The 26,381-nt window shown below is 37.2% G+C and carries 25 protein-coding genes, 1 other RNA gene and 1 other annotated feature; of the genes, 21 read left to right on the top strand and 5 right to left on the bottom strand.

Going from position 1 to position 26,381, the window contains the following annotated elements; translation table 11 throughout:
- Window positions 1-85: 85 nt before the first annotated feature.
- Window positions 86-1,816 (bottom strand): adenine deaminase, encoded by a 1,731-nt coding sequence (gene ade / locus IGJ23_RS11515; protein WP_438774986.1) that lies wholly within the window; start codon window positions 1,814-1,816, stop codon window positions 86-88.
- A 130-nt stretch (window positions 1,817-1,946) separates the two neighbouring features.
- Here ade and comGA point away from each other — a divergent pair, with 130 nt between their 5' ends.
- From comGA to IGJ23_RS11460, 11 genes are all read left to right on the top strand, one after another.
- Window positions 1,947-2,876 (top strand): competence type IV pilus ATPase ComGA, encoded by a 930-nt coding sequence (gene comGA / locus IGJ23_RS11510; protein ID WP_178287179.1) that lies wholly within the window; start codon window positions 1,947-1,949, stop codon window positions 2,874-2,876.
- Entirely contained in the window at window positions 2,833-3,882 is a 1,050-nt protein-coding gene (gene comGB, locus IGJ23_RS11505) for a competence type IV pilus assembly protein ComGB (RefSeq protein ID WP_438774985.1), read from the top strand. Before comGA ends, comGB begins: the two co-directional genes overlap by 44 nt.
- Window positions 3,879-4,175, top strand: coding sequence for a competence type IV pilus major pilin ComGC (comGC, locus tag IGJ23_RS11500; RefSeq protein ID WP_010720897.1), 297 nt, complete (start codon window positions 3,879-3,881; stop codon window positions 4,173-4,175). Before comGB ends, comGC begins: the two co-directional genes overlap by 4 nt.
- Window positions 4,156-4,614, top strand: coding sequence for a competence type IV pilus minor pilin ComGD (gene comGD / locus IGJ23_RS11495; RefSeq protein ID WP_010720896.1), 459 nt, complete (start codon window positions 4,156-4,158; stop codon window positions 4,612-4,614). Before comGC ends, comGD begins: the two co-directional genes overlap by 20 nt.
- Before the next feature lie 28 nt (window positions 4,615-4,642).
- Window positions 4,643-4,915 carry a hypothetical protein gene (locus IGJ23_RS11490; RefSeq protein WP_368020452.1) on the top strand — a complete coding sequence of 91 codons (273 nt, stop codon included), beginning with the start codon at window positions 4,643-4,645 and terminating at the stop codon, window positions 4,913-4,915.
- Window positions 4,890-5,324 (top strand): competence type IV pilus minor pilin ComGF, encoded by a 435-nt coding sequence (gene comGF, locus IGJ23_RS11485; RefSeq protein WP_368020451.1) that lies wholly within the window; start codon window positions 4,890-4,892, stop codon window positions 5,322-5,324. The genes IGJ23_RS11490 and comGF overlap by 26 nt, the downstream gene beginning before the upstream one ends.
- Window positions 5,293-5,664 (top strand): competence type IV pilus minor pilin ComGG, encoded by a 372-nt coding sequence (gene comGG / locus IGJ23_RS11480; RefSeq protein WP_438774983.1) that lies wholly within the window; start codon window positions 5,293-5,295, stop codon window positions 5,662-5,664. The genes comGF and comGG overlap by 32 nt, the downstream gene beginning before the upstream one ends.
- Window positions 5,665-5,829: 165 nt before the next feature.
- Window positions 5,830-6,837 carry a class I SAM-dependent methyltransferase gene (locus IGJ23_RS11475; protein ID WP_010720892.1) on the top strand — a complete coding sequence of 336 codons (1,008 nt, stop codon included), beginning with the start codon at window positions 5,830-5,832 and terminating at the stop codon, window positions 6,835-6,837.
- A gap of 24 nt (window positions 6,838-6,861) precedes the next feature.
- Window positions 6,862-8,046, top strand: coding sequence for an acetate/propionate family kinase (locus IGJ23_RS11470; RefSeq protein WP_010737077.1), 1,185 nt, complete (start codon window positions 6,862-6,864; stop codon window positions 8,044-8,046).
- A gap of 223 nt (window positions 8,047-8,269) precedes the next feature.
- The gene (locus tag IGJ23_RS11465; protein ID WP_181915121.1) at window positions 8,270-9,484 is read left to right on the top strand and encodes an immunoglobulin-like domain-containing protein; all 1,215 of its coding nucleotides are present in this window, start codon (window positions 8,270-8,272) and stop codon (window positions 9,482-9,484) included.
- Window positions 9,485-9,727: 243 nt separating this feature from the next.
- On the top strand, window positions 9,728-12,166 hold the full coding sequence (locus IGJ23_RS11460) for an immunoglobulin-like domain-containing protein (RefSeq protein ID WP_438774981.1): 2,439 nt from the start codon (window positions 9,728-9,730) through the stop codon (window positions 12,164-12,166).
- A 184-nt stretch (window positions 12,167-12,350) separates the two neighbouring features.
- On the opposite strand, the gene IGJ23_RS11455 is transcribed toward IGJ23_RS11460, so the two are convergent.
- From IGJ23_RS11455 to IGJ23_RS11440, 4 genes are all read right to left on the bottom strand, one after another.
- Window positions 12,351-12,818, bottom strand: coding sequence for a universal stress protein (locus tag IGJ23_RS11455; RefSeq protein WP_010720888.1), 468 nt, complete (start codon window positions 12,816-12,818; stop codon window positions 12,351-12,353).
- Window positions 12,819-12,888: 70 nt separating this feature from the next.
- A complete protein-coding gene (locus IGJ23_RS11450; protein WP_010720887.1) occupies window positions 12,889-13,176 on the bottom strand; it encodes a hypothetical protein in 288 nt (95 codons plus the stop codon).
- Window positions 13,177-13,290: 114 nt separating this feature from the next.
- Window positions 13,291-13,485, bottom strand: a non-coding RNA gene (gene ssrS, locus IGJ23_RS11445) — 6S RNA.
- A gap of 61 nt (window positions 13,486-13,546) precedes the next feature.
- Window positions 13,547-14,842 (bottom strand): replication-associated recombination protein A, encoded by a 1,296-nt coding sequence (locus tag IGJ23_RS11440; protein WP_207427775.1) that lies wholly within the window; start codon window positions 14,840-14,842, stop codon window positions 13,547-13,549.
- A gap of 264 nt (window positions 14,843-15,106) precedes the next feature.
- Here IGJ23_RS11440 and IGJ23_RS11435 point away from each other — a divergent pair, with 264 nt between their 5' ends.
- From IGJ23_RS11435 to hisS, 10 genes are all read left to right on the top strand, one after another.
- Window positions 15,107-15,616, top strand: a complete 510-nt coding sequence (locus IGJ23_RS11435; protein ID WP_010737081.1) for a DinB family protein — start codon at window positions 15,107-15,109, stop codon at window positions 15,614-15,616.
- Window positions 15,617-15,840: 224 nt separating this feature from the next.
- Complete coding sequence (locus IGJ23_RS11430) at window positions 15,841-16,482, top strand: DNA-3-methyladenine glycosylase (RefSeq protein ID WP_010737082.1); 642 nt, start codon at window positions 15,841-15,843, stop codon at window positions 16,480-16,482.
- Window positions 16,479-16,967 (top strand): DUF3013 family protein, encoded by a 489-nt coding sequence (locus tag IGJ23_RS11425; RefSeq protein WP_053766270.1) that lies wholly within the window; start codon window positions 16,479-16,481, stop codon window positions 16,965-16,967. Before IGJ23_RS11430 ends, IGJ23_RS11425 begins: the two co-directional genes overlap by 4 nt.
- Before the next feature lie 12 nt (window positions 16,968-16,979).
- Window positions 16,980-17,927 (top strand): 50S ribosomal protein L11 methyltransferase, encoded by a 948-nt coding sequence (gene prmA, locus IGJ23_RS11420; protein ID WP_010720882.1) that lies wholly within the window; start codon window positions 16,980-16,982, stop codon window positions 17,925-17,927.
- Window positions 17,928-18,680, top strand: a complete 753-nt coding sequence (locus IGJ23_RS11415) for a 16S rRNA (uracil(1498)-N(3))-methyltransferase (RefSeq protein WP_438774980.1) — start codon at window positions 17,928-17,930, stop codon at window positions 18,678-18,680.
- A gap of 206 nt (window positions 18,681-18,886) precedes the next feature.
- Entirely contained in the window at window positions 18,887-21,100 is a 2,214-nt protein-coding gene (locus tag IGJ23_RS11410) for a RelA/SpoT family protein (RefSeq protein WP_010720880.1), read from the top strand.
- An 11-nt stretch (window positions 21,101-21,111) separates the two neighbouring features.
- Window positions 21,112-21,558 carry a D-aminoacyl-tRNA deacylase gene (dtd, locus tag IGJ23_RS11405; protein ID WP_034699948.1) on the top strand — a complete coding sequence of 149 codons (447 nt, stop codon included), beginning with the start codon at window positions 21,112-21,114 and terminating at the stop codon, window positions 21,556-21,558.
- A gap of 307 nt (window positions 21,559-21,865) precedes the next feature.
- Complete coding sequence (locus IGJ23_RS11400; RefSeq protein WP_438774979.1) at window positions 21,866-23,125, top strand: cytochrome P450; 1,260 nt, start codon at window positions 21,866-21,868, stop codon at window positions 23,123-23,125.
- A 550-nt stretch (window positions 23,126-23,675) separates the two neighbouring features.
- Window positions 23,676-24,623, top strand: coding sequence for an aldo/keto reductase (locus IGJ23_RS11395; protein WP_063627543.1), 948 nt, complete (start codon window positions 23,676-23,678; stop codon window positions 24,621-24,623).
- A gap of 189 nt (window positions 24,624-24,812) precedes the next feature.
- Window positions 24,813-25,022: a binding site (T-box leader), on the top strand.
- A 55-nt stretch (window positions 25,023-25,077) separates the two neighbouring features.
- Window positions 25,078-26,370 carry a histidine--tRNA ligase gene (gene hisS / locus IGJ23_RS11390; protein WP_010720876.1) on the top strand — a complete coding sequence of 431 codons (1,293 nt, stop codon included), beginning with the start codon at window positions 25,078-25,080 and terminating at the stop codon, window positions 26,368-26,370.
- Window positions 26,371-26,381: the final 11 nt, after the last annotated feature.

Below are 26,381 nucleotides of genomic sequence, written 5' to 3'. Positions count from 1 at the left end.
ATTTTTGTTTCGGTTGCTTTTTTGGTTGTAGATGCAGCTGTTCGAGCAAGGAAAAATTGTAGGACAAAATATTTTCGTATTTATTTTATATAGAAGGTTCAATCAAGTTAAATTTAGAAAATGAAAATAAGCCTTTATCTGTAATCTTTAATTCGGGGATGACAGATAATGTTAAAAATGAAAGTGTTAAAAATGGATCGAATGATTGACTGGCACCTAACGCATGTGCTTCTTTAGTTAAGGAAACTAACTGCTCATTCACAGCTAAAAAAGGTTCTTGAGACATTAAGCCACCGATTGGTAAGGGTAAACAAGCCAACTCTTGACCATCTGCAACAGCGATCATTCCGCCACCTTTTTTGATTAATTGGTTTGCTGCTATTAACATATCTTCGTCATTCGTTCCCACCACGACGATGTTATGGGAATCATGCGCAACAGTTGTTGCAAGAGCTCCTTTCTTTAGTTGAAATCCCTTAACGATCCCAACGCCAACATTTCCTGTTCGATGGTGACGTTCGATCACAGCAATTTTTAGTTGGTCGTTGGCAATTGAAGGAACAAAGACACCGTTTTTTGTGTCTACTTCTACGAGACAATCATTGGTCAATAAACTATTAGGAATGACTTCGATCATGTGGGCTTTTTCAGTACAAAGTGGTAAAGCAAAAGAATCGACCGTTAATGGTCTCACATCCAGTTTTGGTAATTTTTGAGCATAAGTATTTTTTTGTCTCTGAAATTGTTCCAGATTCAATTGTGCATCCTCTACCACGACTTTTCCATTAGAAAAGACAGTATTGATTGGAAGGTTCGTTAAATCATTGGTTAAGAAGAAATCAGCTTGATAGCCAGGTGCGATGGCGCCTAGCTGACTTAAGCCAAAACATTCGGCCGCGTTTAGTGTGGCCATTTGAATAGCTTGTAATGGTTCCATTCCTAAATGGATTGCTTGGCGTATGATGTGATCGATAGAGCCTTCTGCAACCAGATCATCGATCAGTTTATCATCCGTGACAAATAAACAACGTCGTGAATTTTCTGGTGTTACAACGGGCAGGAGTGCTTCGAGGTCTTTTGCAACTGTCCCTTCTCGAATCATTAAATACATCCCTAAAGCTAGACGTTCTTTTGCTTCTTGTGCGTTAGTCGCTTCATGGTCGGTTTTTATACCAGCTGTCAAATAGACGTTTAGCTCATCTCCTTGAATACCAGCTGCATGACCATCGATTTTCATATTTTTCTCATGCATCAATTGTAATTTATCAATGATGGTTTTTTCGTTATTTGCAACAGCTTGGTAGTTCATCACTTCAGCAAGTCCCAACACTTCAGGACGATCAAGAAAAGGAGTGAATGATTGGGCGTCTAGCACTGCGCCGCTTGTTTCAAAAGGTGTTACAGGAACGCAGGATGGCAGCATGATAAAAATATTCATTGGTACGGATTGGGCATCTTCAATCATAAAATCAAGCCCAATACTCCCTGCTACGTTTCCTATTTCATGAGGATCAGTAATTACCGAGGTGACGCCATGTAATAAAGAAATTTTTGCAAACTCGCTTGGAGATAAAAGTGAACTTTCGATATGCACATGCCCATCAATAAGTCCTGGTACGAGGTATTGATTTTTTGCATCATAGATTTCTTTGCCTTCGTATTGACCGATCCCCACGATTTTACCGTCACAAATCGCAACATCACCGGTTAGGATTTCTTTTGTAAAAACGTTGACGATTTGTGCATGTTTGATTACCAGATCAGCTGGTTCTTTTTTCCCAGCGACTAAAATATGCTTTGTTCGTAATGATTCCACCATGTTCCCTCCAAAATAAATTTTTAATAGTATAACATAAATTCGGATTTTGCCCATCTTTTAGCATTTAATGATACAAAAATAAAATAGTATTAGAAAAAAGACGTATGTTTTTTATGGAGGGGATAAGATGGATATAAAGAAGATATCAGATGATCTCATTAATGAAAGTTATAAAAAACGTGTTCAAGATATCTATATAATGCCTAATCAAACTGATTTCAATATTTATTACCGCTATAGTAAAAAACGAACATTCCAAAAAAGTATTGCATCAGATATTGGACAACAATTAATCTCACGCTTTAAATATTTAGGAGAGATGGATATCGGTGAGAGAAGAAAAGCGCAATTAGGTGCAATGACTTACGTCTTAAAAGAAAAAGAGGTCAGACTGAGACTGTCTTCTGTAGGTGATTACTTACAAAGAGAAAGTTTGGTGATTCGATTACTTTATGATTTGTCTGAAAAACAGTTCCGCTGTTTTTGTCCTGAGGATTTAAAGGTGATCAATGAGCGGAGTAAAAAGCGTGGGCTCTATTTGTTCAGCGGACCAGTTGGATCAGGAAAAACTTCTTTGATGTACTATTTGGCACAAGACAAAGAGGTACAAGTAATTACAATAGAGGACCCAGTAGAAATTGAAGAAACAGCCTTTTTACAATTACAAGTAAACGATAAAATCGAACAAACGTATGAGGAATTGCTGAAGCTTGCATTACGTCATCGTCCAGATTTATTGATCATTGGAGAAATCAGAGATAGCAAGACAGCGAATGTAGCAATTCGAGCAGCGTTGACAGGTCACCGTGTATTTGCGACGGTTCATGCCCGCCATTTAGATGGAACCGAAGCGAGAATTCTTGAATTAGTTGGCAGAAGCGATGAGTTTTTTGAATGTTTATCTGGCGTAATCTACCAAGAAATCCTTTTAGACCAAACACAAGCAGCAGCGGCTTTATGGGGTTACAACTTTACCTACAATGATTTTGAGAGGAAAGGGTGGGACCAAAGCTATGAAGAAGCAAAAAATAGTCGCTGGCGATCGTTTGCCTTCTAAGAAAATGTCACTGAACCATCAAGCAAAGTATATTCGACTGATGGGGGAGTTACTTGACCATGGATTTAGTATTCAAGAAGCAACGGAAATATTGTTGAAGATCACACCTGTCCCCCATATTTATTTACAGCAAGGACACCGTTTATTGCAAGAAGGACATTCTTTTTATGAGGTTCTACAAGCATTGGGTTTTACTCAAGACAAGCTTGTGCAAATCGAGTTAGCCAGTGCGCATGGGAACTTGATCCAAACATTGAATGGGATGGCAGAACAATTTCGTCTCGTAGCAGAATTTCGAAAAGAATTAAAAAAGATGATCAGTTACCCGTGTTTACTGTGTTTGTTTTTATTTGGGATCTTAGTTGCATTACGCCAATTTATTTTGCCACAGTTATTAACTTCGGAAATGGTCATGGATACGCATTGGGGAATCCGATTCTTGCAGTCCTTTCATTGGTATGTTCTTCTTGTTTTACTATCTGTTGGTTTATTATGTCTGTTTATCAAGATCAGGCTCCTAAAAATGGATATGATTCAACGAGGGGAATGGTTCAGCAACAAACCATTGATTGGTTCGCTTTTTTCCCTCTACCAGTCTTCTTATATCGCTTTAGAATTTGGAAAATTATTCTACGAGGGATTAGAATTGCGCCAAATTATTTTTTGTTTGAAAGAAACAAAACAAGGGAGTTTGATCCAACTATTAGCATTTCGTCTGACAAAAGGGTTAGAATCAGGAATTTCTTTAGCACAGCAGTTTGAGACTTATTCATTTTTAACGGCTGAATTTAGTCAAATCGTTTTACAAGGGGAAGCAAAAGGAAACTTAGGTAAAGAACTTTTGTTTTACAGTAAATTAGCAAGACAGCATTTTTTCCAAAAGGTGAACCGTGGACTTTCATGGATACAGCCAGTCCTTTTTCTAGGAATTGCCAGCTTGATTCTATTGATTTATGCAGCAATTTTACTGCCGGTTTATGGCAACATTGAGGAGGTTTTATTATGAAATATCTAGTCAATTTCAGACGAAAACAATTAAGGAATGTTGAAAGTTTTACGTTGATCGAAATGCTGATCGTCTTATTAGTGATCAGTGCATTAGTTCTCTTGTTCATCCCTAATATTTCCCGCTATCGAGATCATGTCAATCGAGAAGGCAAACAAGCAGTGATGCAATTGGTCGATGCTCAAAAAGAATTGTACTCTTTGCAAAATAATGGGAAAGTCCCAACGATCGCAGAACTCTTAAAGGAGGGATATATAAAGCAAGAACATGCAGATGCCTATAACCGCAAATAAACCAATTTGCTTTACTGGTTATACTTTGATTGAAACCTTATTTGTTTTGACGATCACTTTAGGATTATTTCTATTCCCTTCACTTTCGGTCTCAGCTTGGCAAAAGCAGATGACAATAGAGCAATTTTTTGCACAATTTGAAAGTAGGATATATGCCACGCAGAAAATAGCCATTGTCAGCCAACAAGCTACAAGAATCTTTTACGATCAATCAAAGAATCAAATTGTTTTTGACGTACCTAATCCAAATCTCGGTTGGTCAACTTTAGAGGTGCCAGATGAAATTACTGTCCAACAGATGGAAAAGCTCATATTCGCTTCGGGAACCGGCAATGAAAGTTCATTGCAAGCCTATCGGTTCTATTGGACAAATAAAAGACAAACAATCGTTTATCAATTTCAGCTAGGGAGTGGCCGATATATTAAAAAAATCGAATAGACATGCTTTTGTTCTATTAGAAACAGTAATGGCTTTATCCATTACCTTATCGTGTATCTTTCTTGTCAGCCATGGGAATTTGTATTTATTAAATGCAGAAAAGCAAAATAATCAGGAAATCTTATTACTTCGCAGGCTATATGAAGATGTAAAAACCTACCGAATGTATGAACAAATACCGAATCGAACGTTAAATGGACCAGATAGTCAGACAACCATAACCGCTAAAAAGAAAAAGATTGAAAAAGTGAAGCTCACACAAGGAGACAAAGTGATTGAGATTACCAAAATACCAGAATAAAGCTGCCTTTACACTGATTGAATGTTTGATTTCGCTTGCCATTTTAAGTGCTATTTTACTTTCAATCAGTCTTTTAATCAGGCAAACAACGAAAGTGGAACAATATTTACAACGAAAGGATCAAAAAGAGTGGCTGATTTTTTTAGCTCAGTTTGAAGAAGAAATAAAAAAAGGAAAAAATGTCGTCATTAAAGATAACCGTATTTATTATGAGTTGGAAAAGAAAACCTATTTATTTGAGCAATATCATGCGTTGATACGTAAACGAGAAGTATCAGGGGGACACCAACCTGTGTTGACACAAGTTAAGCATTGGGAAGTGAGAGATTCTACTGCAGCTATCACATTTTTAATCGAATTTATAAACGGAGAGAAGTATGAGGGAATTTGGACCAAGCCACTATCATAAAAAGCATAACAAGGGATTCAGTAGTAATATCTTATTCTCAACCTTACTATTGTTTTTAGTTTGTAGTTCCTTATTGTCGATCATTGTACAAACTTATCGCTCGACAGTAGATTTGAATCAACGCACCAAAAATTATTATGTAGCAAAAATAATCAAACAAATGGTTTTATCTGAAAGTAACGAGTTGAAAGAACAGGGAATGTATCAATATAATTTAGGAAAGGCTCATTACAAAAGAAAAGCGAATCAGCTAACGATCGAAATTCAGATCGAATCTCAGCATTTTCAGTTCATGGAAATGCTTAACAGTGATACAGAAAGTAACACAGAAATCGAGTGAATCCATGAAAACGCACTCTTTTCTGTGTTACCGCTGTTTACATAACGTTTATGTTTTTTATTTCACAAACAAAAAAGTGTGAAAACGATTGAAATTTTGCTCATAGTTCGTTAAAATTAAACAGGTAAAATAATTGTTATAATATATCTAGAAATGAGGTGCACCATGTTACCAGAAAAAATGGAACAGGGGTTTGAACAAAACCTAAAAGCGATTCAGCTTTTACAAAATGCATTGGGAACTTCCTTTTTAGAAGCCTATGTCGAAAATGCTGAAAACCTAATCGACAACTATCAAGTACGAGTGGTAGATGGAGTACCGTCTGAAGAAATCAAGCAACAGATTTCTGCTTTGTATAAAGAACTCAGTCAACTTTCCTTTGAACCAGAAGAGTGGCGCCGTCTGTCACAACTACTGTTACTAAAGGGGAGTCAGACAGAACATCTTCAAGCGAACCATCAACTTACTCCAGATAGTATTGGTTTTTTATTTGTCTTTTTAATTGAACAGCTATTCACAAATAAAGAAGAACCAATCAAGATTTTGGACATTGCAGCAGGAATGGGCAACTTGTTATTAACAGTTCTTTTAAACCTATCAAGTGCGGGATACCAAGCGGAAGGGATGGGTGTAGATATTGACGATACGTTATTAGCGGTTGCTGCTTCAACAAGTGATCTGACTCAGGCGAATGTTCAATATTTTCACCAAGATGGCTTACAAGAATTACTGATTGATCCAGTGGATGTAGCTATCAGCGATTTACCGATTGGTTATTATCCGAATGATCAAAAAGCAAAAGAGTTTTTAACAAGCACCACACAAGGGCATAGTTATGCCCATCATCTGCTATTAGAACAGGCAATGAAGTATGTCAAACCAGATGGATTCGGTCTGTTTTTGATGCCAAGTAACTTCTTAGAAACAGAACAAAGTGAAGAAGTCAAAAGATGGTTTAAAGAAGAAGGATATCTTCAAGGAATGATCCAATTACCAGATGAATTATTCCGTAACAAGCAATCACAAAAAAGTATTTTGATCTTGCAGAAAAAAGGAACAAAGGCAAAACAAGCACAAGAAGTATTACTTGTAAAACTTGATTCACTAAAGAAACCAGAGAAGGTGACTGAATTTTTTAAAGAATTTGAAACATGGAAATCGTCTTCTCTTTAATCACGCACTAAGAAGGAGAATTATATGTCTAAAACAATTGCTATCAACGCTGGAAGTTCAAGTTTAAAATGGCAGCTATATCAAATGCCAGAAGAAACCGTAATTGCTAAAGGAATTGTCGAAAGAATCGGTTTAGAAGATTCAATTTTTACGATCAAATATGGTGAAGATCAAAAATTTGAGAAAATCATGGACATCGATGATCATGAAGTAGCAGTAAAAATGTTGTTAGATCAACTGATTGCATTACAAATCTTAAGTTCTTACGATGAAATCACTGGTGTAGGACATCGTGTGGTTCATGGTGGAGAAACTTATGCTGATTCTGTAATCGTGGATGAAGCTGTGATGGATCGCATTGAAGAATTAGCAGAGTTTGCACCATTGCATAACCCTGCTAATCTAATGGGTATCAAAGCATTTAAAAAAATCTTACCAGATATCCAAAGCGTGGCTGTTTTTGACACGTCATTCCACGCAACAATGCCAAAAAGCAGTTATTTGTATAGCTTACCTGTTTCTTACTATGAAGATTTCAAAGTAAGAAAATATGGCTTCCATGGTACAAGTCATCGCTATGTAGCAGAACGTGCGGCTAAGATGTTAGAGAAACCAATCGAAGAGTTGAAATTGATCACTTGTCACTTAGGGAATGGTGTTTCAATTACGGCAGTAGATGGTGGAAAATCAGTTGATACTTCGATGGGATTCACACCACTGGCAGGTGTAACAATGGGAACACGCTCAGGGGACATCGATCCAGCTGTTTTACCTTATCTAATGGAAAAATTAGAGATTGATATTGATGAAATGGTCAACATTTTAAACAAAAAATCAGGTTTGTTAGGTCTAACAGGTTTATCAAGTGACATGCGTGATCTTGAGAAAAACTATGAACAAGAGCATATCCATTTGGCATATGACATCTTTGTAGACCGTATCCGTAAATATATTGGTGGATATGTGACAACGATGAACGGCGTTGACGCAATTGTTTTCACTGCTGGAATTGGCGAAAATGATGGGCACGTCCGTAGTGAAATCATTAAAGGCATGACATGGTTTGGTTGTGAAATTGATCCTGAAATGAATAAAAAACGTGGGGAAGAATTAGATATCTCCACAAAAGATTCAAAAGTCAAAGTACTTGTCATTCCAACTGATGAAGAATTGATGATCGCTCGTGACGTGGAACGTTTACGTAAATAAATATTCTAATGAAATAGTTGTTAGCCTTTTTTAGGTATGAAATAGTGTAACGAACGTATCATAATTTTAAGAATAAATTTTTTCCGAAGTGAACATTGTTCACTTCGTTTTTTTGTTTTGTCTATAAAAAGTGATTGATTGAAAAAAAGAAATGTTCTTTTTTAAATCAATAAAAAATATAGAAATAAAATAAAGTATTATGAAAAAAAGGGAGGAGATTGAATTGAGAAAAACAAATCGATTAACGATAACGATTATGAGTGTACTAATATTAGCTAATTCATCTATAACTGCCAGTCCATTTGTATACGCAGAACAAAATGAAGTCTCAGGAAAGAAAACAATGAAAAGTGAAATCAGCCAGGCAAATATTTCAGGTGAACATTCAGATGTGAAACAAACGAACATTCCTAATGATCAAAACGTTAAGAAAGCGACTGAGGCAGTGAAACTTCTGTTTGATGAAACAGGAGCAAAAACAAGTAATACCCAAGCAAAAATTAATGAAGTAAAGCTACAAGTAATGGAATTAACAGAAAGTGTACAAAAAACAAAATTATTTGAAAAAATTGTTCAAGCGCAAGAAATGTATGATTCAAAACAGACTAAAATGACAAATTCTAAAGAAAAAAATGGACAAAAAGAATTTGACGAAAAAACTCCTTCCTGTACGATCGACCCCTATATTTATGGAAATGTATACATGACTGGTGCTTATGAAGGGGAAATCAATCAATTTAAACTGATTGTTGGCGATAAAGAATATACCCCAGGTTTTACTTTGTTACCAAATAATCAGTTCAAACTTTATATTGGAAAGAAAATTCCGCCTTCAATTTTTTCAGTCACAGTAAAAATCTTTGATAAAAAAGGAAAAGAGACAAGTTCACAAAACGTTTCAGTTCAAGCACCGAAACTCACCATTAACAATTACACATTAGGAGAAAACTATGTCAAAGGTGAGTTTATTGGTGATGTTGCTAAATTTAAATTGAGGGTGGGGACCACAGGAAGCACGAAAGAATACACTCCAGGTTTTAGACGATTAGCGAATAATCAATTTGAAGTCTATGCGAAAGATAAAATATTACGTGGAAGTAAAAGAGTCGTTTTGGTTGCTCTGAATTCAGAAGGAGATTTGTTAAAATCTGGTTTAGTTAGAGTCCAATCTCCCTACTTAGATATAAATGACTATAAATTAGGAAATGAATATATTACAGGTACCTATGCTGGGGCAGTAAAGAAATTTAAGTTAGTAGTGGATGGAAAAGAGTATTTTCCAGGATTTAAATTGTTAAAGGATAATCAATTTGAAGTCTACGCGAAAAACAAGGTATCGGCGCTAACTAAATCTATTACTTTGATTAGTTTAGATGAACAAGAAAAAGAAATCGTTAGTAAGCAAGTGGTTTTCATTGATTCAACGAATAAAGACTGACTATTTTTATAGCTGAAGCATTAACGACTCGTATAAAAAGTTACTTGAATAGAAATAGAAGAACAGCCAGTGTCACAAACAAAAATTTTTTTACCGAAGTGAGTAACTTTAACATTGTTTTTTATTTTATAAAATAGTCTATTTAAAAAAATGACATTTTTTTTTAAATAATTAAAAAAAATAGCGAGCCCGAATAGGTTATTATTTCCTTAAATCAAATAAACAAAAAAGGGTGGTTTTTAATTGAAAAAGGGGAACTTGAAAAAGAATTTAGTGTCGTTTTCAACTACGAGTGCATTAGTATTATCTAGTTTATCTGGAGTAGTGACACCAATGGTCCATGCAGATCAAAATGGGGCGGGAGAAGGCATCACTATTACTACTTCGGAAAAAAATGAGAAAAAAGAAGAAGCAAATCAATCAAATCAATCAAGTCAGGCGAGTGAAACAAGTCAAACACACGCTTCAGAAGAAAAAGAAAATAAAAAAGTAGAAGAAACAACAACATCTTCCACTACAAAAGAACAGAACGCATCAAGTGTGCCAGTACCGGAACAGAAGAATACACTTGCAGATGAAGTGATTCAACATGCTACTGATGCAGTCAATAATCTATTTGATGGAAATGGAGCAAAAGTAGGCAATACTAAAGATCAAATTGATGCGGCGAAACAACAAGTCGAAAGCTTACCAGATAGTGATCAAAAAACAGCGTTGTTGGAAAAAGTCAATCAAGCACAAAAAGCATACGATACATTGATGCAAAAATGGCAAGTTGCGAATGAGACGATGGATAAACACTTTATTGATGGAGATATCGGTAATCCTAAAGGTAGTTTTACAACAGAAGAAATGATCGATCTTGCAGAAAAACTAGGTGAACTTCCTTATATAAACATTCCATTTTTAGAAGGCTATACGACCAATGAATTGCATGAAAAATACGATCAGTTAATTGCTGTATCAAACGCAACGCCAGTGGTGGATCGTCTGTTTTTTAATGGTAAACCAAGTACAAACAATACTCAAAATGATATTAATACTGCATTGAATCTTGTCCACCGTCTTGTGGATGGACCTTATAAAGACAGACTATTAGCGAAAGTACAAGAAGCACAAAAAGCTTATAATGATGCACATATTGTCCAAGATCCTGCAGAAAAACAAGCGGTAGAAGCTGTAAATCAGCTCTTTAATGGAGACACTCCCAAAGAAAGTAATACTCAAGAAGCAATAGATGAAGCTAGAAGAAAAGTAGATGCGGTAAATAATATATCTCCTGTTAAAGCACAATTATTGAAAAAATTAGAAATCGCTCAAGCAGCTTTGGATGATAGAGTAAATGCATTCAAAGTGGATGTTTATCATTATGGAAATGTCCATATGACGGGAGAATACAGTGGGAAAATCAAGAAGTTCAAGTTGATTGTTGATGGCAAAGAATACACACCAGGATTTAAATTATTAGCAAACAATAAATTTCAACTTTATATTGGGAAAAGGATTCCTTCGACAACAAAAACAGTTACAGTGAAAAGTTTTGATTCAAATGGAAAAGAAACAGGTACAAGAGAAGTTGCTGTACAATCACCTAAATTAACGGTGGAAGAATATACAGTAGGTAAAGATTACATCAAAGGTCAAATTGCAGGTGAGGCTAAACAATTCAAATTAATTGTTGATGGCAAAGAATATACACCAGGATTTAAACTTTTAGAGAATAATAATTTTGAAGTGTATGCAAAAAATAAAGTAACAGTAGATTCTAAAAAAGTGATTTTAAAAGTTTTAAATGCTGAAGGTATAGAAATCGGCATGCAAGAAATCACCCTTAACGCTCCAAGCTTAGTTGTAGATTATTATAAAGTAAACACTGATTATATTACAGGAAGCGTGACCGGCAATGTCAAGAAATTCAAATTGATAGTAGATGGAAAAGAGTACTACCCAGGATTTAAGTTGTTAAAGAATAATCGATTTGAAGTATATGCAAAAAATAAAGTATCAGCAACGTCTAAAACAATTACTTTAGTGAGCTTAGATGAACAAGGGAAAGAAATTTTGAGCAAACAAGTTTCTATCTTGAATTCAGCAATCGAAGATGCTTTAACGATAGTAAATAATTTGTTTGATGGAAATGGAGCAAAAGTAGGCAATACTAAAGCTCAAATTGATGCGGCGAAACAACAAGTCGAAAGCTTACCAGATAGTGATCAAAAAACAGCGTTATTGGAAAAAGTCAATCAAGCACAAAAAGCATACGATACATTGATGCAAAAATGGCAAGTTGCGAATGAGACGATGGATAAACACTTTATTGATGGAGATATCGGTAATCCTAAAGGTAGTTTTACAACAGAAGAAATGATCGATCTTGCAGAAAAACTAGGTGAACTTCCTTATATAAACATTCCATTTTTAGAAGGCTATACGACCAATGAATTGCATGAAAAATACGATCAGTTAATTGCTGTATCAAACGCAACGCCAGTGGTGGATCGTCTGTTTTTTAATGGTAAACCAAGTACAAACAATACTCAAAATGATATTAATACTGCATTGAATCTTGTCCACCGTCTTGTGGATGGACCTTATAAAGACAGACTGTTAGCGAAAGTACAAGAAGCACAAAAAGCTTATAATGATGCGCACATTATTGTACTTCCTAAAGGAAATAAATAGGCGAATTGATGACAAAGAAATATTTTTATCATGAAATCGATTAGGTTAGAAAAAATGATTGATTGGATAAATAATCTAAAAAAGAGCTTGGAACAAAAGAACGTGCCAAGCTCTTTAGCATATGTAAAAATAAATAAAAGCGGTTGTGACATACTTTTGTCACAACCGCTTGTTTAGTAATTAATCATTCTTTTTCAGGTAATTTATTCTCTAAATCAGTACGTACCACTAGAACATCACAAGTGGCGTTACGAATCACATATTCTGAAACAGAACCAATAAATAGACGTTCAACAGCATTCAATCCTGTTGCACCTAACATGATTAAATCTACATGGTTATCCTCAGGAATTTCTTTAGCGATGATTTGTTTCGGCGAGCCGTATTCAATCACGGTAGTAACATTGTTCAATCCCGCTTTTTTAGCATTTGCTTCATAATCAGCTAGCGTTTGCTTCGCCATTTCAGTTGCTTGCTCTGCCAACATGCCATCAAATGATGAAACGGTTTGGAAAGAACGAGTATCAATCACGTGTGCTAATAAAAGTTCTCCATTATTTCTGATAGCAACGTTTACGGCTTTTTTAAAAGCTAATTCAGCTTCATCAGAGCCATCTACGGCAACCATAATTTTTTTGTACTGTTGTAACATAAGCATTCACTCCTTCAGATAAATCAATCATTTATAATTCTATTGTAAAACAAGTTGAACAAAAAGAGAATTATTTACTGTTTGGTTTGACCATTTTCCGAGCGAAAGTAAAACTGAAGACAGAAGCAACAATAATGACCAAGAGCAGGTAAGCCAAAGCAATAAATCGTTGATTGAAGAAGGCGACAAAAATACCTAACACCCCTAGGAAAGCGTAAATGGCACCATAGAATTGTAAATAGCCACGATTTTTTTCTGTTTCTTCTATTAATACGAAAAAGATGGGTTGTTTTTTTAATAAATAATAGCTAACAAATAATAATAATAATGCGGCAATGCCCATTAAAAGTTGAATCATAGAAATTCCTCCAAAAGTCTAAAGATTGGTCAAATAATGTTTTTCAAGGGATCTACTCGAAAAAAAAGGAGCTGTACCAAGTAATTGGCATAGCCCCTTAATCTTCAAAAAATGGTAATCTCCGTTAATGCCGTTGTTCGTCCTGTAGTATTGATCCCGCGAATTCAAGCAGGTGGGTCCCACGGTCGTAGCCTCGAACTACCAAATGATAAGGCATGTTACCAGCAGTGACACAAGACGGGTCCCAAGATATCAATAAAAATGTTCGGTCAACACACAAAGAGGACAATTCGAACATCACAGATTTCCCACCTCTATAGTAGCATATGGAAATAAAAAGAGCAATGAGAGCGCTCATGGAAAATCAAGTCTATGTCGTTGGCTTATTGCCTCCTGATTTTTTCCATTCTTTGATTCGCTGATATTGTTGCCCAAGGGCTTGTTCATATTTCCCTGTAGTCTTCGGATGATAATAAGACGCTTGTTTTAATTTGTCGGGTAAATATTGTTGGTTCACCCAGGCTTGATCAAAATTGTGAGGGTATTGATAACCAATCCCACGATTCAATGCCTTGGCTCCTTGGTAATGACTGTCTCGTAAATGATCGGGCACTTCGCCAGCGTTGCCTGAGCGGATATCAGCAATCGCTTCATCTAAAGCGGCATAAGCAGAATTTGATTTAGGAGAGAGACAAAGATCAACTACGGCATCTGCTAAAGGAATCCTTGCTTCGGGAAGTCCTAGACGTTCAGCAGCTAAGACAGCATTGACAGTTCTAGCTGCGGCAGCAGGGTTTCCTAGACCAATATCTTCATAACCAATCACCATCAAGCGCCGACAGATACTTGCCAGGTCACCAGCTTCAACCAAACGGGCTAAATAATGAAGTGCTGCATCAACATCGCTTCCTCGGATCGATTTTTGAAATGCTGAAATCACGTCATAGTGAGCATCTCCATCTTTATCATGAGTAAGTGCTTTTCGTTGGACACATTCTTCAACGATCGTTAGCGTTAAGTGAATGATCCCCTGTTCATTTGGCTCGGTCGAACGAGCCGCTAATTCCAAGCCGTTAAGTGTGCTTCGAAGATCGCCGTTCGTTGCGCGTGATAGATGGAGCAAGGCGTTTTCGTCTAGTTGAATAGCTAGATGACCAAGTCCACGCTCTTTATCACTTAGTGCTGATCGAACCGCTTGCTGGATATCTAATTCGTTTAAGGGTTTTACTTCAAAAATCTGTGTTCGACTGCGAATAGCAGGATTAATCGTGATATAGGGGTTTTCAGTTGTTGCGCCAATCATGATGATGCGTCCATTTTCCAGATGAGGGAGCAAAAAATCTTGTTTCGTTTTATCAAGACGATGGATTTCATCAAGTAAGAGAATGACAGTGCCACTCATTTTGGCTTCTTCGGCAACTACTTGTAAGTCTTTCTTGGAATCAGTTGCTGCATTGAGCATGCGAAAGGCAAATTTGGTTGAGCCAGCAATCGCACTAGCAATACTGGTTTTACCAGTTCCTGGTGGACCATATAAAATCATGGAAGACAGCATTTTGGCATCAACCATTCGCCGAATAATTTTTCCTTCACCAACTAAATGTTCTTGTCCTACGACTTCATCGATCGTTCGTGGACGCATCCGATAAGCTAAAGGTTGCTGCATAAAACGGCCTCCTTTTTTTATTTTTCGTTCGTTAATTATACCATACATTAAGACAATCCACTTTATGGTAACGCTAATTTAGAACGCCGTAAACCGTAAAGTGAAAGGAAACGAGTTTACTCATATTCAAGCTAAGTTTAACAGAGAGGATCCTTATTGAAAGGACTGGGGGACTTTTAAAATAAAGCACCAGTTTCCTCGTTTATTCTGATTTGAGGTAAAATAAAGGGAGTGAAGACATAGATGGCTTGGAGGAGGAGAAAAATGAAAGCGACACGATTATTGAGTGAAACATTGTTACGAGCACAAGAACGGTTTGAAGAAACGTTAGACCAGCTAGATGTAGCAGAAGCAAATACGATGCCGGCACCTTTGATCAAATCAGTAACTTGGCTGATCTGGCATACTGCTCGAGAATTAGACCTTCAAATATCCGATTTGAAAAATAGTGAACCACTGTGGTTTAGTCAAGACTGGTCTGGAAAATTTGCATTAGATCTGCCTGATGATACGCAAGATTGGCAACACACACCTGCGGAAGCAAAAAAAGTCGTCGTAACAGACAAAAAACTACTTACAGATTATTTAGCTAATAGTGTTTCATTGACGATTGAGTACTTGGAACAAGTCGATGAAGGAACACTTGATGAAGTCATTGATTCCAACTGGACACCTCCTGTCACACGTGAAGATCGTCTCGTGTCGATCATTGATGATGCAGTGATGCATTCTGGTCAGGGAATCTATACTCGCCGACTGGTGATCGGTAAATAATGAATGCTAAACCTTGTTCTGGTTTGAACGGTCTATGTAAAATCCTATAAAAGGCTGTGACAGAAGTGTCTAGTTCTGAAAAATAAGCCGGAGAATCCGAAGATAGTTCTTCCTATTTTTGGGATTTTTCGGCTATTCTTATCTGCCTGTCTATTGCTGTAGGTTTTTCTTGGTTTCCATAGCTTATGCTTTCAATATTGTGTATGATAAGGGTGGTGAATAAAATGACAAATAAAGAGCAATTAGATGAACTTTTATTGAATAAAACAACACCCGAAGTTGCCAGAGATCTTTTAGGGATGTATTTAGAATATGTTACGCCAACTGGTACCGTTGGTGGTTACATCGTTGATGCAGAGGCATATCTTGGTCCAGAAGATGAAGCGGCTCATAGTTTTGGGATGCGCAGAACCCCACGAGTGGCAGCGATGTATGAAAAGCCAGGAACGATTTATCTTTATACGATGCACACCCACCGTATTTTAAATATTATTACGCAACCTGAAGGGATTCCACAAGGGGTAATGATTCGTGCGATCGAGCCTGCAACTGGTGTGGCTCAAATGAGCATTAACAGAGGTGGGAAGACTGGTCCTGATATTAGTAACGGTCCCGGAAAATTGGTAGCGGCATTAGGATTACCACAAGAACTTTATGGACAATCGATTTTAGACAGTCCGTTGCATTTTGTTTTTGAAAAAACAAAAATACCTAAGAAAATCATGGCTTTGCCAAGGATCGGTATTCCTAACAAAGGAGAATGGACAGACAAACCATTACGTTTTGTGGTGGCTGGAAATCCATATCTATCATTACAAAGAAAGAACCTGGTGGAGGAAGACTGGGGTTGGAGGAAGAGAAAATGAAAAAAACAAACTTACTTGACTACTTAGACAAAACAATCGAAAAAACGATCACTGATTATGATGTGGCATTAGACTGGGATACGAAAAACCATACGATTGAAATCATTGTCCGACTATTTGCAGAAAATAAAGCGCATTTGGAAATCGATGATGCCCAAGGTGTAGTTTCCGAAGAAGAAATCATTGAATTTGAAGATGGTATTTTATTGTTCAATCCACAAAAATCCCATTTTGATGAAAAAGATTATCTAGCGGTTATTCCTTATGAAGGGAAGAAAGGGATAGCCAAATCGGTCATTGATGCATTGATTGAGTATTTGAACGAAGTATTAGCGCAAGGGCAAAGTGATCTCTTAGATTTTCTTGATGCAGATGATGAAACGGCAGTGTTTGAGTTGAATTGGGACAATCAACAGTTAGCAAAACTAGTCGAAGAAAAACAGCAAAATGAGACGGACGTCTATTTGCCTTATCCAAGTTATTAAGGAGTGAATGTCATGAAATGGAATGAAGTAAAAGTTGAAACCGCCAGTGAAGCAGTGGAAGCTGTGGCTAATATACTAATGGAAGCAGGAGCAAGCGGTGTTGCGATTGAAGATGCTTTAGACGTAGAAAATTTCAAGTCTGATCAATATGGGGAAATCTTGAATAAAGAAGATTTTACTTCATTGACAGAAGGCGCACTGGTGATGGCTTATTTCCCTGAAACGATTTTTTTACCAGAAATTTTGCCTTTTATCAAAGACCGTGTAGCTCAACTCCCAGAATTTGGCTTGGCGATCGGTAAAAATATCATCACCGTTAGTGAAGTGGAAGAAAGCAACTGGGCAACTGCTTGGAAAAAGTATTATCACCCAGTACGGATCACCAGAATGTTAACGATCGTGCCTAGTTGGGAAGCGTATCAAACAAGTGATCCATTAGAAAAGATCATTACATTAGATCCTGGAATGGCATTTGGAACAGGGACACATCCAACTACCTCTTTAACATTGCAAGCATTAGAAACGGTATTGCGTGGCGGAGAAACACTTTTAGATGTAGGAACTGGTTCTGGCGTCTTAAGTATCGCAGCAAAATATTTAGGAGCCAAAGATGTTTATGCCTATGATCTGGATGAAGTGGCTGTTCGTGCAGCGAAAGAAAATATGGATATGAATGAAGTAGCCAAAGATGTTCACGTAGCTGCTAATGATTTATTGAACGGCATCACAATCGAAAGTGATGTTATCGTGGCGAACATCTTAGCAGATATTATTTTGTTGATGATCCCTGATGCTTGGCGCTTATTAAAACAAACGGGGCGCCTGATCGTATCTGGTATCATTGAAGAAAAAAAACAAATGGTCATTGACGCCATGAAAGAACAGGGATTTGTCGTTGATCAAATTTTCCAACAAAAAGATTGGTATGCAATTATCTTGAAAAAGCCTGAGGTGGAATAAATGCAACGTTACTTTTTAGAAGAGGCGTATCAACCAAATACACGCTTCGAACTTTCGGGAGAGGCATTTCATCATATCGTACGGGTCATGCGCATGGCGCCAAAAGATCAAGTCTATTTAGCATTCAACGATCAAGTATCGATTCGTGCAGAGATCACAGAAATCAGTGAAGATACCGTTTATTTGAGCGAGCTTGAAAAAGAAAAAAGCCAAAAGGAATTACCCAATAACATCACGATTGCCAGTGGTTATCCAAAAGGGGATAAACTAGACTGGATCGTTCAAAAAGGAACAGAATTAGGTGCGCATGGATTTATTGGCTTTCCAGCTAAAACATCTATTGTAAAATGGGATGCAAAAAAAAGAAACAAACGGCAAGAACGTTTGAACAAAATTGCTCAAGAAGCAGCTGAACAATCTCATAGACAGATTGCGCCCCAAGTGGAATTATTGGAAAGTCAGAAAGCTCTTTTTGATCGACTATCTGCTTATGATGTGTTGTTGATTGCTTATGAAGAGTCAGCAAAACAAGGAGAACTAGCCAATTTAGCTAAGGTATTCCAAGAACTCACTGATGGTAGTCGGATTTTAGCCATTTTTGGTCCTGAAGGAGGTCTTGCTCCTGAAGAAGTTGAAGCCTTTGTTGCAAAAGGTGGAATCTTATGTGGATTAGGACCACGGATTTTACGTACGGAGACGGCACCTCTTTATCTTTTAAGTGCGGCAAGTTATCAGTGGGAGCTCACTCACTGATAATAACTGAATAAAATCAGGAAAAATTGAAAAAATTCCGAACAATCTGTATAATAAAAACAATTATTTTATTGTAAACAACGGATGACATCAAATGAATGGTGTGCATGAGTTTGTTTCTAGTTATGTTATAAAAAAGAAGAATGGTTTTTAATATTATTCGGAGCAACAGCTGTTGTTCGTAACCTTTGAAAGGGGGATGTTCCATGCCAAAAGAAGAATTATTGACAGGTCCTGGAGTGATTAAATTGGTTAGCCAATACATGGGACCTGATCATGTAGCATTTGTTCAAAAAGCTTGCGATTATGCAACGGCTGCTCACGATGGCCAGTTTCGTAAATCAGGCGAACCATACATTATCCATCCTATCCAAGTTGCTGGGATCTTAGCTGATTTAAGAATGGACCCCCATACTGTTGCAACTGGTTTTTTGCATGATGTTGTAGAAGACACCGACGTTACTTTGGATGATTTGAAAGAAGAATTTGGTCCAGACGTTGCGATGTTAGTTGACGGTGTAACGAAACTAGGGAAAATCAAATACAAATCACATGAAGAACAATTAGCAGAAAATCATCGAAAGATGTTATTAGCTATGGCGCAAGATTTACGTGTAATTATGGTGAAATTAGCTGATCGACTACATAACATGCGTACGCTAAAACATCTTCGTGAAGATAAACAACGTCGAATCGCCCAAGAAACATTAGAGATTTATGCACCATTAGCTCATCGCTTGGGGATCAGTCGAATCAAATGGGAATTAGAAGATACCGCACTTCGCTATCTCAATCCTAAACAATATTATCGAATCGTGCATTTGATGCAAACGAAACGAGAAGAACGAGAAAAATATGTCAACGCCACAGTCGAAGATATTCGTCTAGCAACAGAAGAACTAGATATCTATGCAGAAATCTATGGACGTCCTAAACACATTTATTCCATTTATCGGAAAATGAAAGACCAAAAGAAACAATTCAATGAAATCTATGATTTACTTGCAATACGGGTAATCGTTGACTCTATCAAGGATTGTTATGCTGTTTTAGGAGCAATCCATACCAAATGGAAACCAATGCCAGGGCGGTTTAAAGATTATATTGCTATGCCTAAAGCAAATATGTATCAATCCTTGCATACAACAGTCATTGGACCAGCTGGAAATCCGGTAGAGATCCAGATACGAACTCAAGAAATGCACGAAATCGCCGAGTTCGGGGTGGCTGCACATTGGGCATACAAAGAAGGTAAAAATGATAAGGTCGAACCAGATGGTATCACGAAACAATTAAGCTGGTTCCACGAAATCATTGAACTGCAAGATGAAAGTTATGATGCTTCAGAATTTATGGAAGGTGTCAAAGGAGATATCTTTAGTGATAAGGTCTATGTTTTCACTCCTAAAGGGGACGTGACAGAACTGCCAAAAGGTTCTGGACCTTTAGATTTTGCTTATAGTATCCATACTGACATTGGAAATAAAACAACGGGTGCCAAAATCAACGGCAAAATGGTTCAATTAGATTATAAGTTGAAAAATGGAGACATTATTGAGATTTTGACTTCACCTAATTCGTTTGGTCCAAGTCGAGATTGGTTGAAATTAGTTGCTACGAGTAAAGCTCGCAATAAAATCAAACGTTTCTTCAAAGCGCAAGACAGAGAAGAAAATATCATCAAAGGACATGAAGCAATCACAAAATGTATCATCGATCTAGGCTTTGCACCAAAAGAAATTTTAGCAAAAAGTAAGCTGCAAGATGCTTTAGAAAAGCTGAATTATCAAACGGAAGATGATATGTATGCAGCTGTGGGTTATGGTGAAGTCAGTGCATTGACGATGGCGAACCGTTTGACTGAAAAAGAAAGAAAAGAACAAAAGATCGAGCAACAAAAACAAGAAGCTGAAGAAATCATGAACCAACCGAAAAAAGAACCGGAAAAAATGAAGGTTCGCCATGAAGGTGGTGTCGTGATTCAAGGTGTCGATAACTTGTTGATTCGGATCAGTCGTTGCTGTAACCCGATCCCTGGAGATGATATCGTGGGTTATATCACTAAAGGAAGAGGAATCTCGATTCACCGAAGAGACTGCCCGAATGTCCAAGTAGACAAGCCGAATGTGGCCGAACGCCTGATCGAAGTTGAATGGGAAGATACCTCGAATACCAGAAAAGAATATGATGCTGATCTGGAAATTTATGGTTATAATCGTTCCGGCATGTTAAATGATGTCTTACAAACGGTAAATACCATGACTAAAAACTTAAACAGCGTGGAAGCGAGAACCAACAAAGACAAAATGGCAACGATCCATTTAACAGTAGGGATCCAAAATCTTGCTCACCTAAAGAGCATCGTGGATAAAATCAAAGCTGTACCAGATGTGTATAGCGTGCGACGAACCAATGGTTAGGAGGAAAACACGTGAGAGCTGTTGTCCAGCGAGTAAGTAAAGCTTCAGTGACGATCGATCAACAAGAAGTTGGGAAGATCGATCAAGGGCTGGTTATTTTACTAGGTATTCATGAAAAAGATACGCAAGATGATGTTGATTATTTAGTAAAAAAAATTGCACAAATGCGTATTTTTGAAGATGAACAAGGAAAAATGAACCGTAGTGTAGAAGATGTCGAAGGACAAATTTTGAGTGTGTCCCAATTTACGCTGTTTGCAGATACTAAAAAAGGAAATCGTCCAAGTTTTATCTCAGCAGCTCGTCCCGAAACAGCTATTCCACTATACGAGGCTTTTAATGAAGGGATTAGAAATAGAGGGATTACCGTAGCAACCGGCCAATTTGGAGCTGACATGGCAGTATCTTTGATCAATGACGGTCCGGTTACTATCATTATTGATTCTCAAAATAAATAAGAGATATTAATGTATTCATAATTGATTGAAATAAGATGGGCACGGCTCGTCAAGACCTTTAACCGATCTTCAGAGATTCGCACAAGCGATGAATCTTTGAGTGATCGGTTTTTTGTGTGCCTACTCGAAAAGTGTCATACAGATGGGGGAACCTATTTTTTAAGGAAAAAAGAGTGATTTTAGAGGAGAAATAGTTCTAAAATCGAGTCCATTTGGTCTTTTTGGTTTTAGAACACTTTTTTTGTCAGCTATCTAAAAAAAAGATAAGCTAATAATAGATGAAGTGTTCTATTGGAGGAGATAAAAGATGAAAGAGGTACCAGTAGTCGATATAAAGATAACCGAGATTAAAAAAAGATATGAGCAAGGTTATCACTTGTTAGAGGAATTACGTAAAGAGGCAAATGCGCCAGTAGTGAAAGCAAAAATCTTCAATAAAGAAGCGATTGTGATCTACGGAAAAGAAGCCGCTCAAATTTTTTATGATCCAAGGAATTTCAAACGAAAAGGAGCAATGCCTAAATTAGTATTAAAAACGTTGTTTGGGAAAGATGGTGTTCAAACACTAGACGGTGCCCAACACCATCATCGCAAATCGATTTTTATGGATTTGATGACACCGGAAAGAATGGATACGTACCATCAAATTTTAGAAAAAAATTTGTCTCAAGCGTTAAACGAACAACATGGACAATTTGAATTATTTGATTTAAGTAAACAAGTACTATTTACTTCGATTTGTGAATGGTCAGGAATCAACTTAGCAGAATTGACCGATGAAGAAATCAATCAGCTCGCTGATTACCAAATTTCTATGATCAGTGGGACATTTACGTCGCCAATCGAACATATCAAAGGGGTTGAAAATCGTAAAAAATCTGAACAATGGGCTCAAAGGTTGATTGAGGATGCACGAGCAAACCCTGTTCCAGGTAAAAAAGATGTCGCTTTATATGCTTTTGCCCAAGCAACTGATCTTGATGGTAATTTGTTGCCAATCGAAGTGGCTGCGGTGGAATTGCTCAATATTATTCGACCAACTGTAGCATTGACAGTCTGGGCAGCTTTGATGGGACATGCTTTATTCAGTCGACCAGACTTAAAACAGCAGTTAAAAAATGACTTTACAGAACTTCAAGATCCGTTTATTCAGGAAATGCGTCGTTACTATCCATTTTTCCCAATGTTGCCAGCCATTGCTTTAAAAGATGTGTCAGTTGACGGCTATCTTATTCCTAAAGATAGTTGGGTTATTTTGGATCTATACGGGACGAATCATGATGAGCGTACAATCGATGCGCCAGATTCATTCATGATCAAACGTTATTTAGGGAAAGCAAAAGATCTTTCTTACGAAGAGGAATATGAGATGATTGCTCAAGGTGGAGGAGACTTTCGACAAATGCATCGCTGTGCAGGAGAATGGATCACTTTACACAGTTTACGGGTCTTTTCTGACCAATTAGTCAACCATTATGAATTTTCAGTACCTGAACAAGATTGGACGATCCCTAGTAATCAATTTCCAACTTATCCTAATAGTCGTGTACTCTTATATAAAGAATAGTGCGTAGAAAATAAAAAGTCTGAAATATAAATCTCATTCTGTAGCGCCCCCCAAAAAAAGTTAGACTAAAAAAACTAACTTTTGGGGGGCGCTTTATTTTTTATTCTAAAACAAGTAAACGGTGTTCAAAGAGCTGACCTTCGGCGATAAGTCAAAAAATCTCAAAACATGGGGAGCTGTTTCGAGATTTCCCTCCTTAACGCTCAGGTCAAAACGCTCTTTTCACAACCTCTAATTCACGGTGTTCAAGAAGCAACTCCTCAGCAATAAGCGATGATTTTCTAAAATATGAGAAGCTATTTTACAAAATCCTCTCTTATTCGCTCGGAGCTGATCGCTTCTTTCACAACCTCTTGTTTTAAACGGTGTTCAAGCAACAGCTCCTTGAAATAAGCCTGAATTTTTCAAAACATGAGAAGCTGTTTTAAAAAATCCTTTCTTATTGTCATCGGAGCTTCCCGTTGCTTTCACAACCTCTTTTTTCAAAAGTTCTTTTAGTTTAGCTTTTTTTCTTTTTGTTTTAGACTAAAGAAAAAAGGAGGAATTGCGAATGGCAGAAATAAGAATTGGACATTCACAAGTTTACGCTGAACAACTTGGCTTAGGAGCGAATGCGATCGGTGGTCATAATCTTTTTGCTAACTTAAAAGATGAAACTGGGAAAGAAGTTGTACGAACCGCTTTGCAAAACGGCATCAATTTAATTGATACTGCTTATGCTTATGGAAATGGACGTTCAGAAGAACTGATCGGTGAAGTCTTGCAAGAAAATGAATTTGATCGTTCACGGGTGATCATTGCCACTAAAGCTGCCCATGTTCCTGGACAAAAAGGGGTATTCAATAATTCACCAGAATTTTTGACCCGTTCTGTAGAAGAAGCACTCCGACGTTTACAAACTGATTATATTGATATTTTTTATATCCATTTTCCAGATAAAGAAACGCCAAAAAATGAAGCAGTCGCTGCCTTGCACAAACTAAAAGAAGCAGGGAAGATCCGTGCAATCGGAGTCTCTAATTTTTCGATGACTCAACTGAAAGAAGCAAATCAAGATGGCTATGTTGATGTTGTTGAAGATAAATTTAGTTTGATCCATCGTGAAGCTGAAAAAGAACGTTGGCCTTATCTTGAACAACATAACATTAGTTTTGTCCCTTATTTTCCGCTTGCTTCCGGCTTGTTAACGGGAAAATATCACTTAAATAGTCTTAAAAGTATGGCGTCAGATGACCCTCGTAAGAAGAATCCGGATTTTCAAGGAGAGAGGTTTGAAAAAATCATTCAGGCTGTCGAACAACTTGCACCGATTGCGAAAAACAATCAAGCTAGTATTGCTCAACTCGTTTTAGCTTGGTATATGAAAAATCCACGGATTTCTGTCGTGATACCTGGAGCAAAAAAACCGGAACAAGTTAGAGATAATGCTCGTGCATTAGATATTCATTTATCGTCCACTGATTACCATACCATTGATCAACTCTTTAAAGATTTTTAGAAAAATACAGAGAAGGTCGTGACAGAAGAAGTTAGCTCTGAAAAAATGAGCGTATGCTGGAATGAAGGATGCTAGTAATTAAGGAGATGTTTCATTCAGTTAGTCGGTTAGCACCTTATTAATTCTCAGTTGATTTACAGATTTTTCTTGACTTTACGCCTTGTTTTTAGTAGGTTATAGGTAATATTGAAAATATCAATGAAAGAGCGAGTAAGTTTCTGAAGCTTTACAAGAGAGGATCATCAAGGCTGAAAATGATCTAAAGTTTTAGGTTCTAAAAGACACTCTGGAGATGGACGAGTGAAAAGCCGTCCCGTGTACGAGCGTTAATCGTTAGAGGAAAGAGCAATCTTTCAAAAATAGGTGGTACCGTGTATGAATTAGTCATTCACCCTTGTTCGTAATGAATAAGGGTGGATTTTTTTTTACATAGAAAAGTAAAGGGGAGAAAAAAATGAGTTTCCAAAGACCAAAAGGAACAAATGATATTTTACCTGGTGAGTCAGAAAAATGGCAGTTCGTGGAAGAAACAGCGCGTTTATTGTTTAGAGATTATCAATACAATGAAATCCGCACGCCTATTTTTGAACACTATGAAGTCATTTCTCGAAGTGTAGGGGATACAACGGATATCGTGTCAAAAGAAATGTATGATTTCTATGACAAAGGGGAACGCCACATCACTTTACGTCCAGAAGGAACAGCACCGATCGTTCGTTCTTTTGTGGAACATAAATTATTTGGACCAGAATATGCAAAACCTTATAAAACATTTTATATGGGACCAATGTTTCGTTATGAACGCCCTCAAAAAGGTCGTTTACGTCAATTCCATCAAATCGGAGTAGAAGCTTTTGGTTCTGACAATCCAGCAACTGACGTGGAAAGTATGGTTATGGCCCTTGATTTCTTTAAACAATTAGGAATCACTCAAATTCGATTAGTGATCAACTCGCTAGGAGATAAAGAAACGCGTCAAGCATACCGTCAAGCATTGATCGACTATCTTTCACCATTTGAAAAAGAGTTGAGTGAAGATTCACAGCGTCGTTTGCATGAGAATCCGTTGCGGGTGTTAGATAGTAAAGACAAACGTGATCAAAAGTTTGTTGCTGATGCACCATCGATTTTAGATTTCCTAAGCGAAACAGCACAAAAACATTTTGATATGGTCGTTGCTATGTTGGATGCACTTAATATACCTTACGAAATCGATAGCACGATGGTTCGAGGGTTGGATTACTATACACATACAATCTTTGAGATTATGAGTGATGCACCAAAGATGGGCGCACAAGCGACGATTTGTGCAGGTGGACGTTACGATAATTTGGTTGAAGAACTAGGCGGACCTCAAACACCCGGTTTTGGTTTTGCGATGGGGATCGAACGCTTGCTGTTAACAATGGAAGCAGAAGAAGTCGTGATTCCGGCATTTAATGAATTAGATGCTTATGTTGTGGCTTTAGGCGAAGAAACGAATATCGAAGCATTGAAACTGGTGCAAACGATCCGCAATTTTGGGTTTTCAGCTGATCGTGATTTTATGGATCGTAAAGCAAAAGCACAATTCAAAACGGCTGATAAAGCGAATGCTAAGTTAGTGTTAGTTATTGGCGGAGATGAGCTGGAAAACCAAACGGTCACAGTCAAATCAATGGCTAATAGAAAAGAAAAAAGCTTTAGTTTAACAGAAGTTTATGAACATTTTGATGAAGTCTATGATGAAATGACTTTATTCGAGTAGGAGGAAAAAGA

Origin of the sequence: Enterococcus sp. DIV1682a (assembly GCF_051711005.1) — a bacterium.
In the GTDB taxonomy this organism is placed as follows: domain Bacteria; phylum Bacillota; class Bacilli; order Lactobacillales; family Enterococcaceae; genus Enterococcus_B; species Enterococcus_B hirae.
The sequence above is the reverse complement of the archived record's forward strand: the minus strand, read 5'-3'. Positions and strand labels throughout refer to the sequence as shown.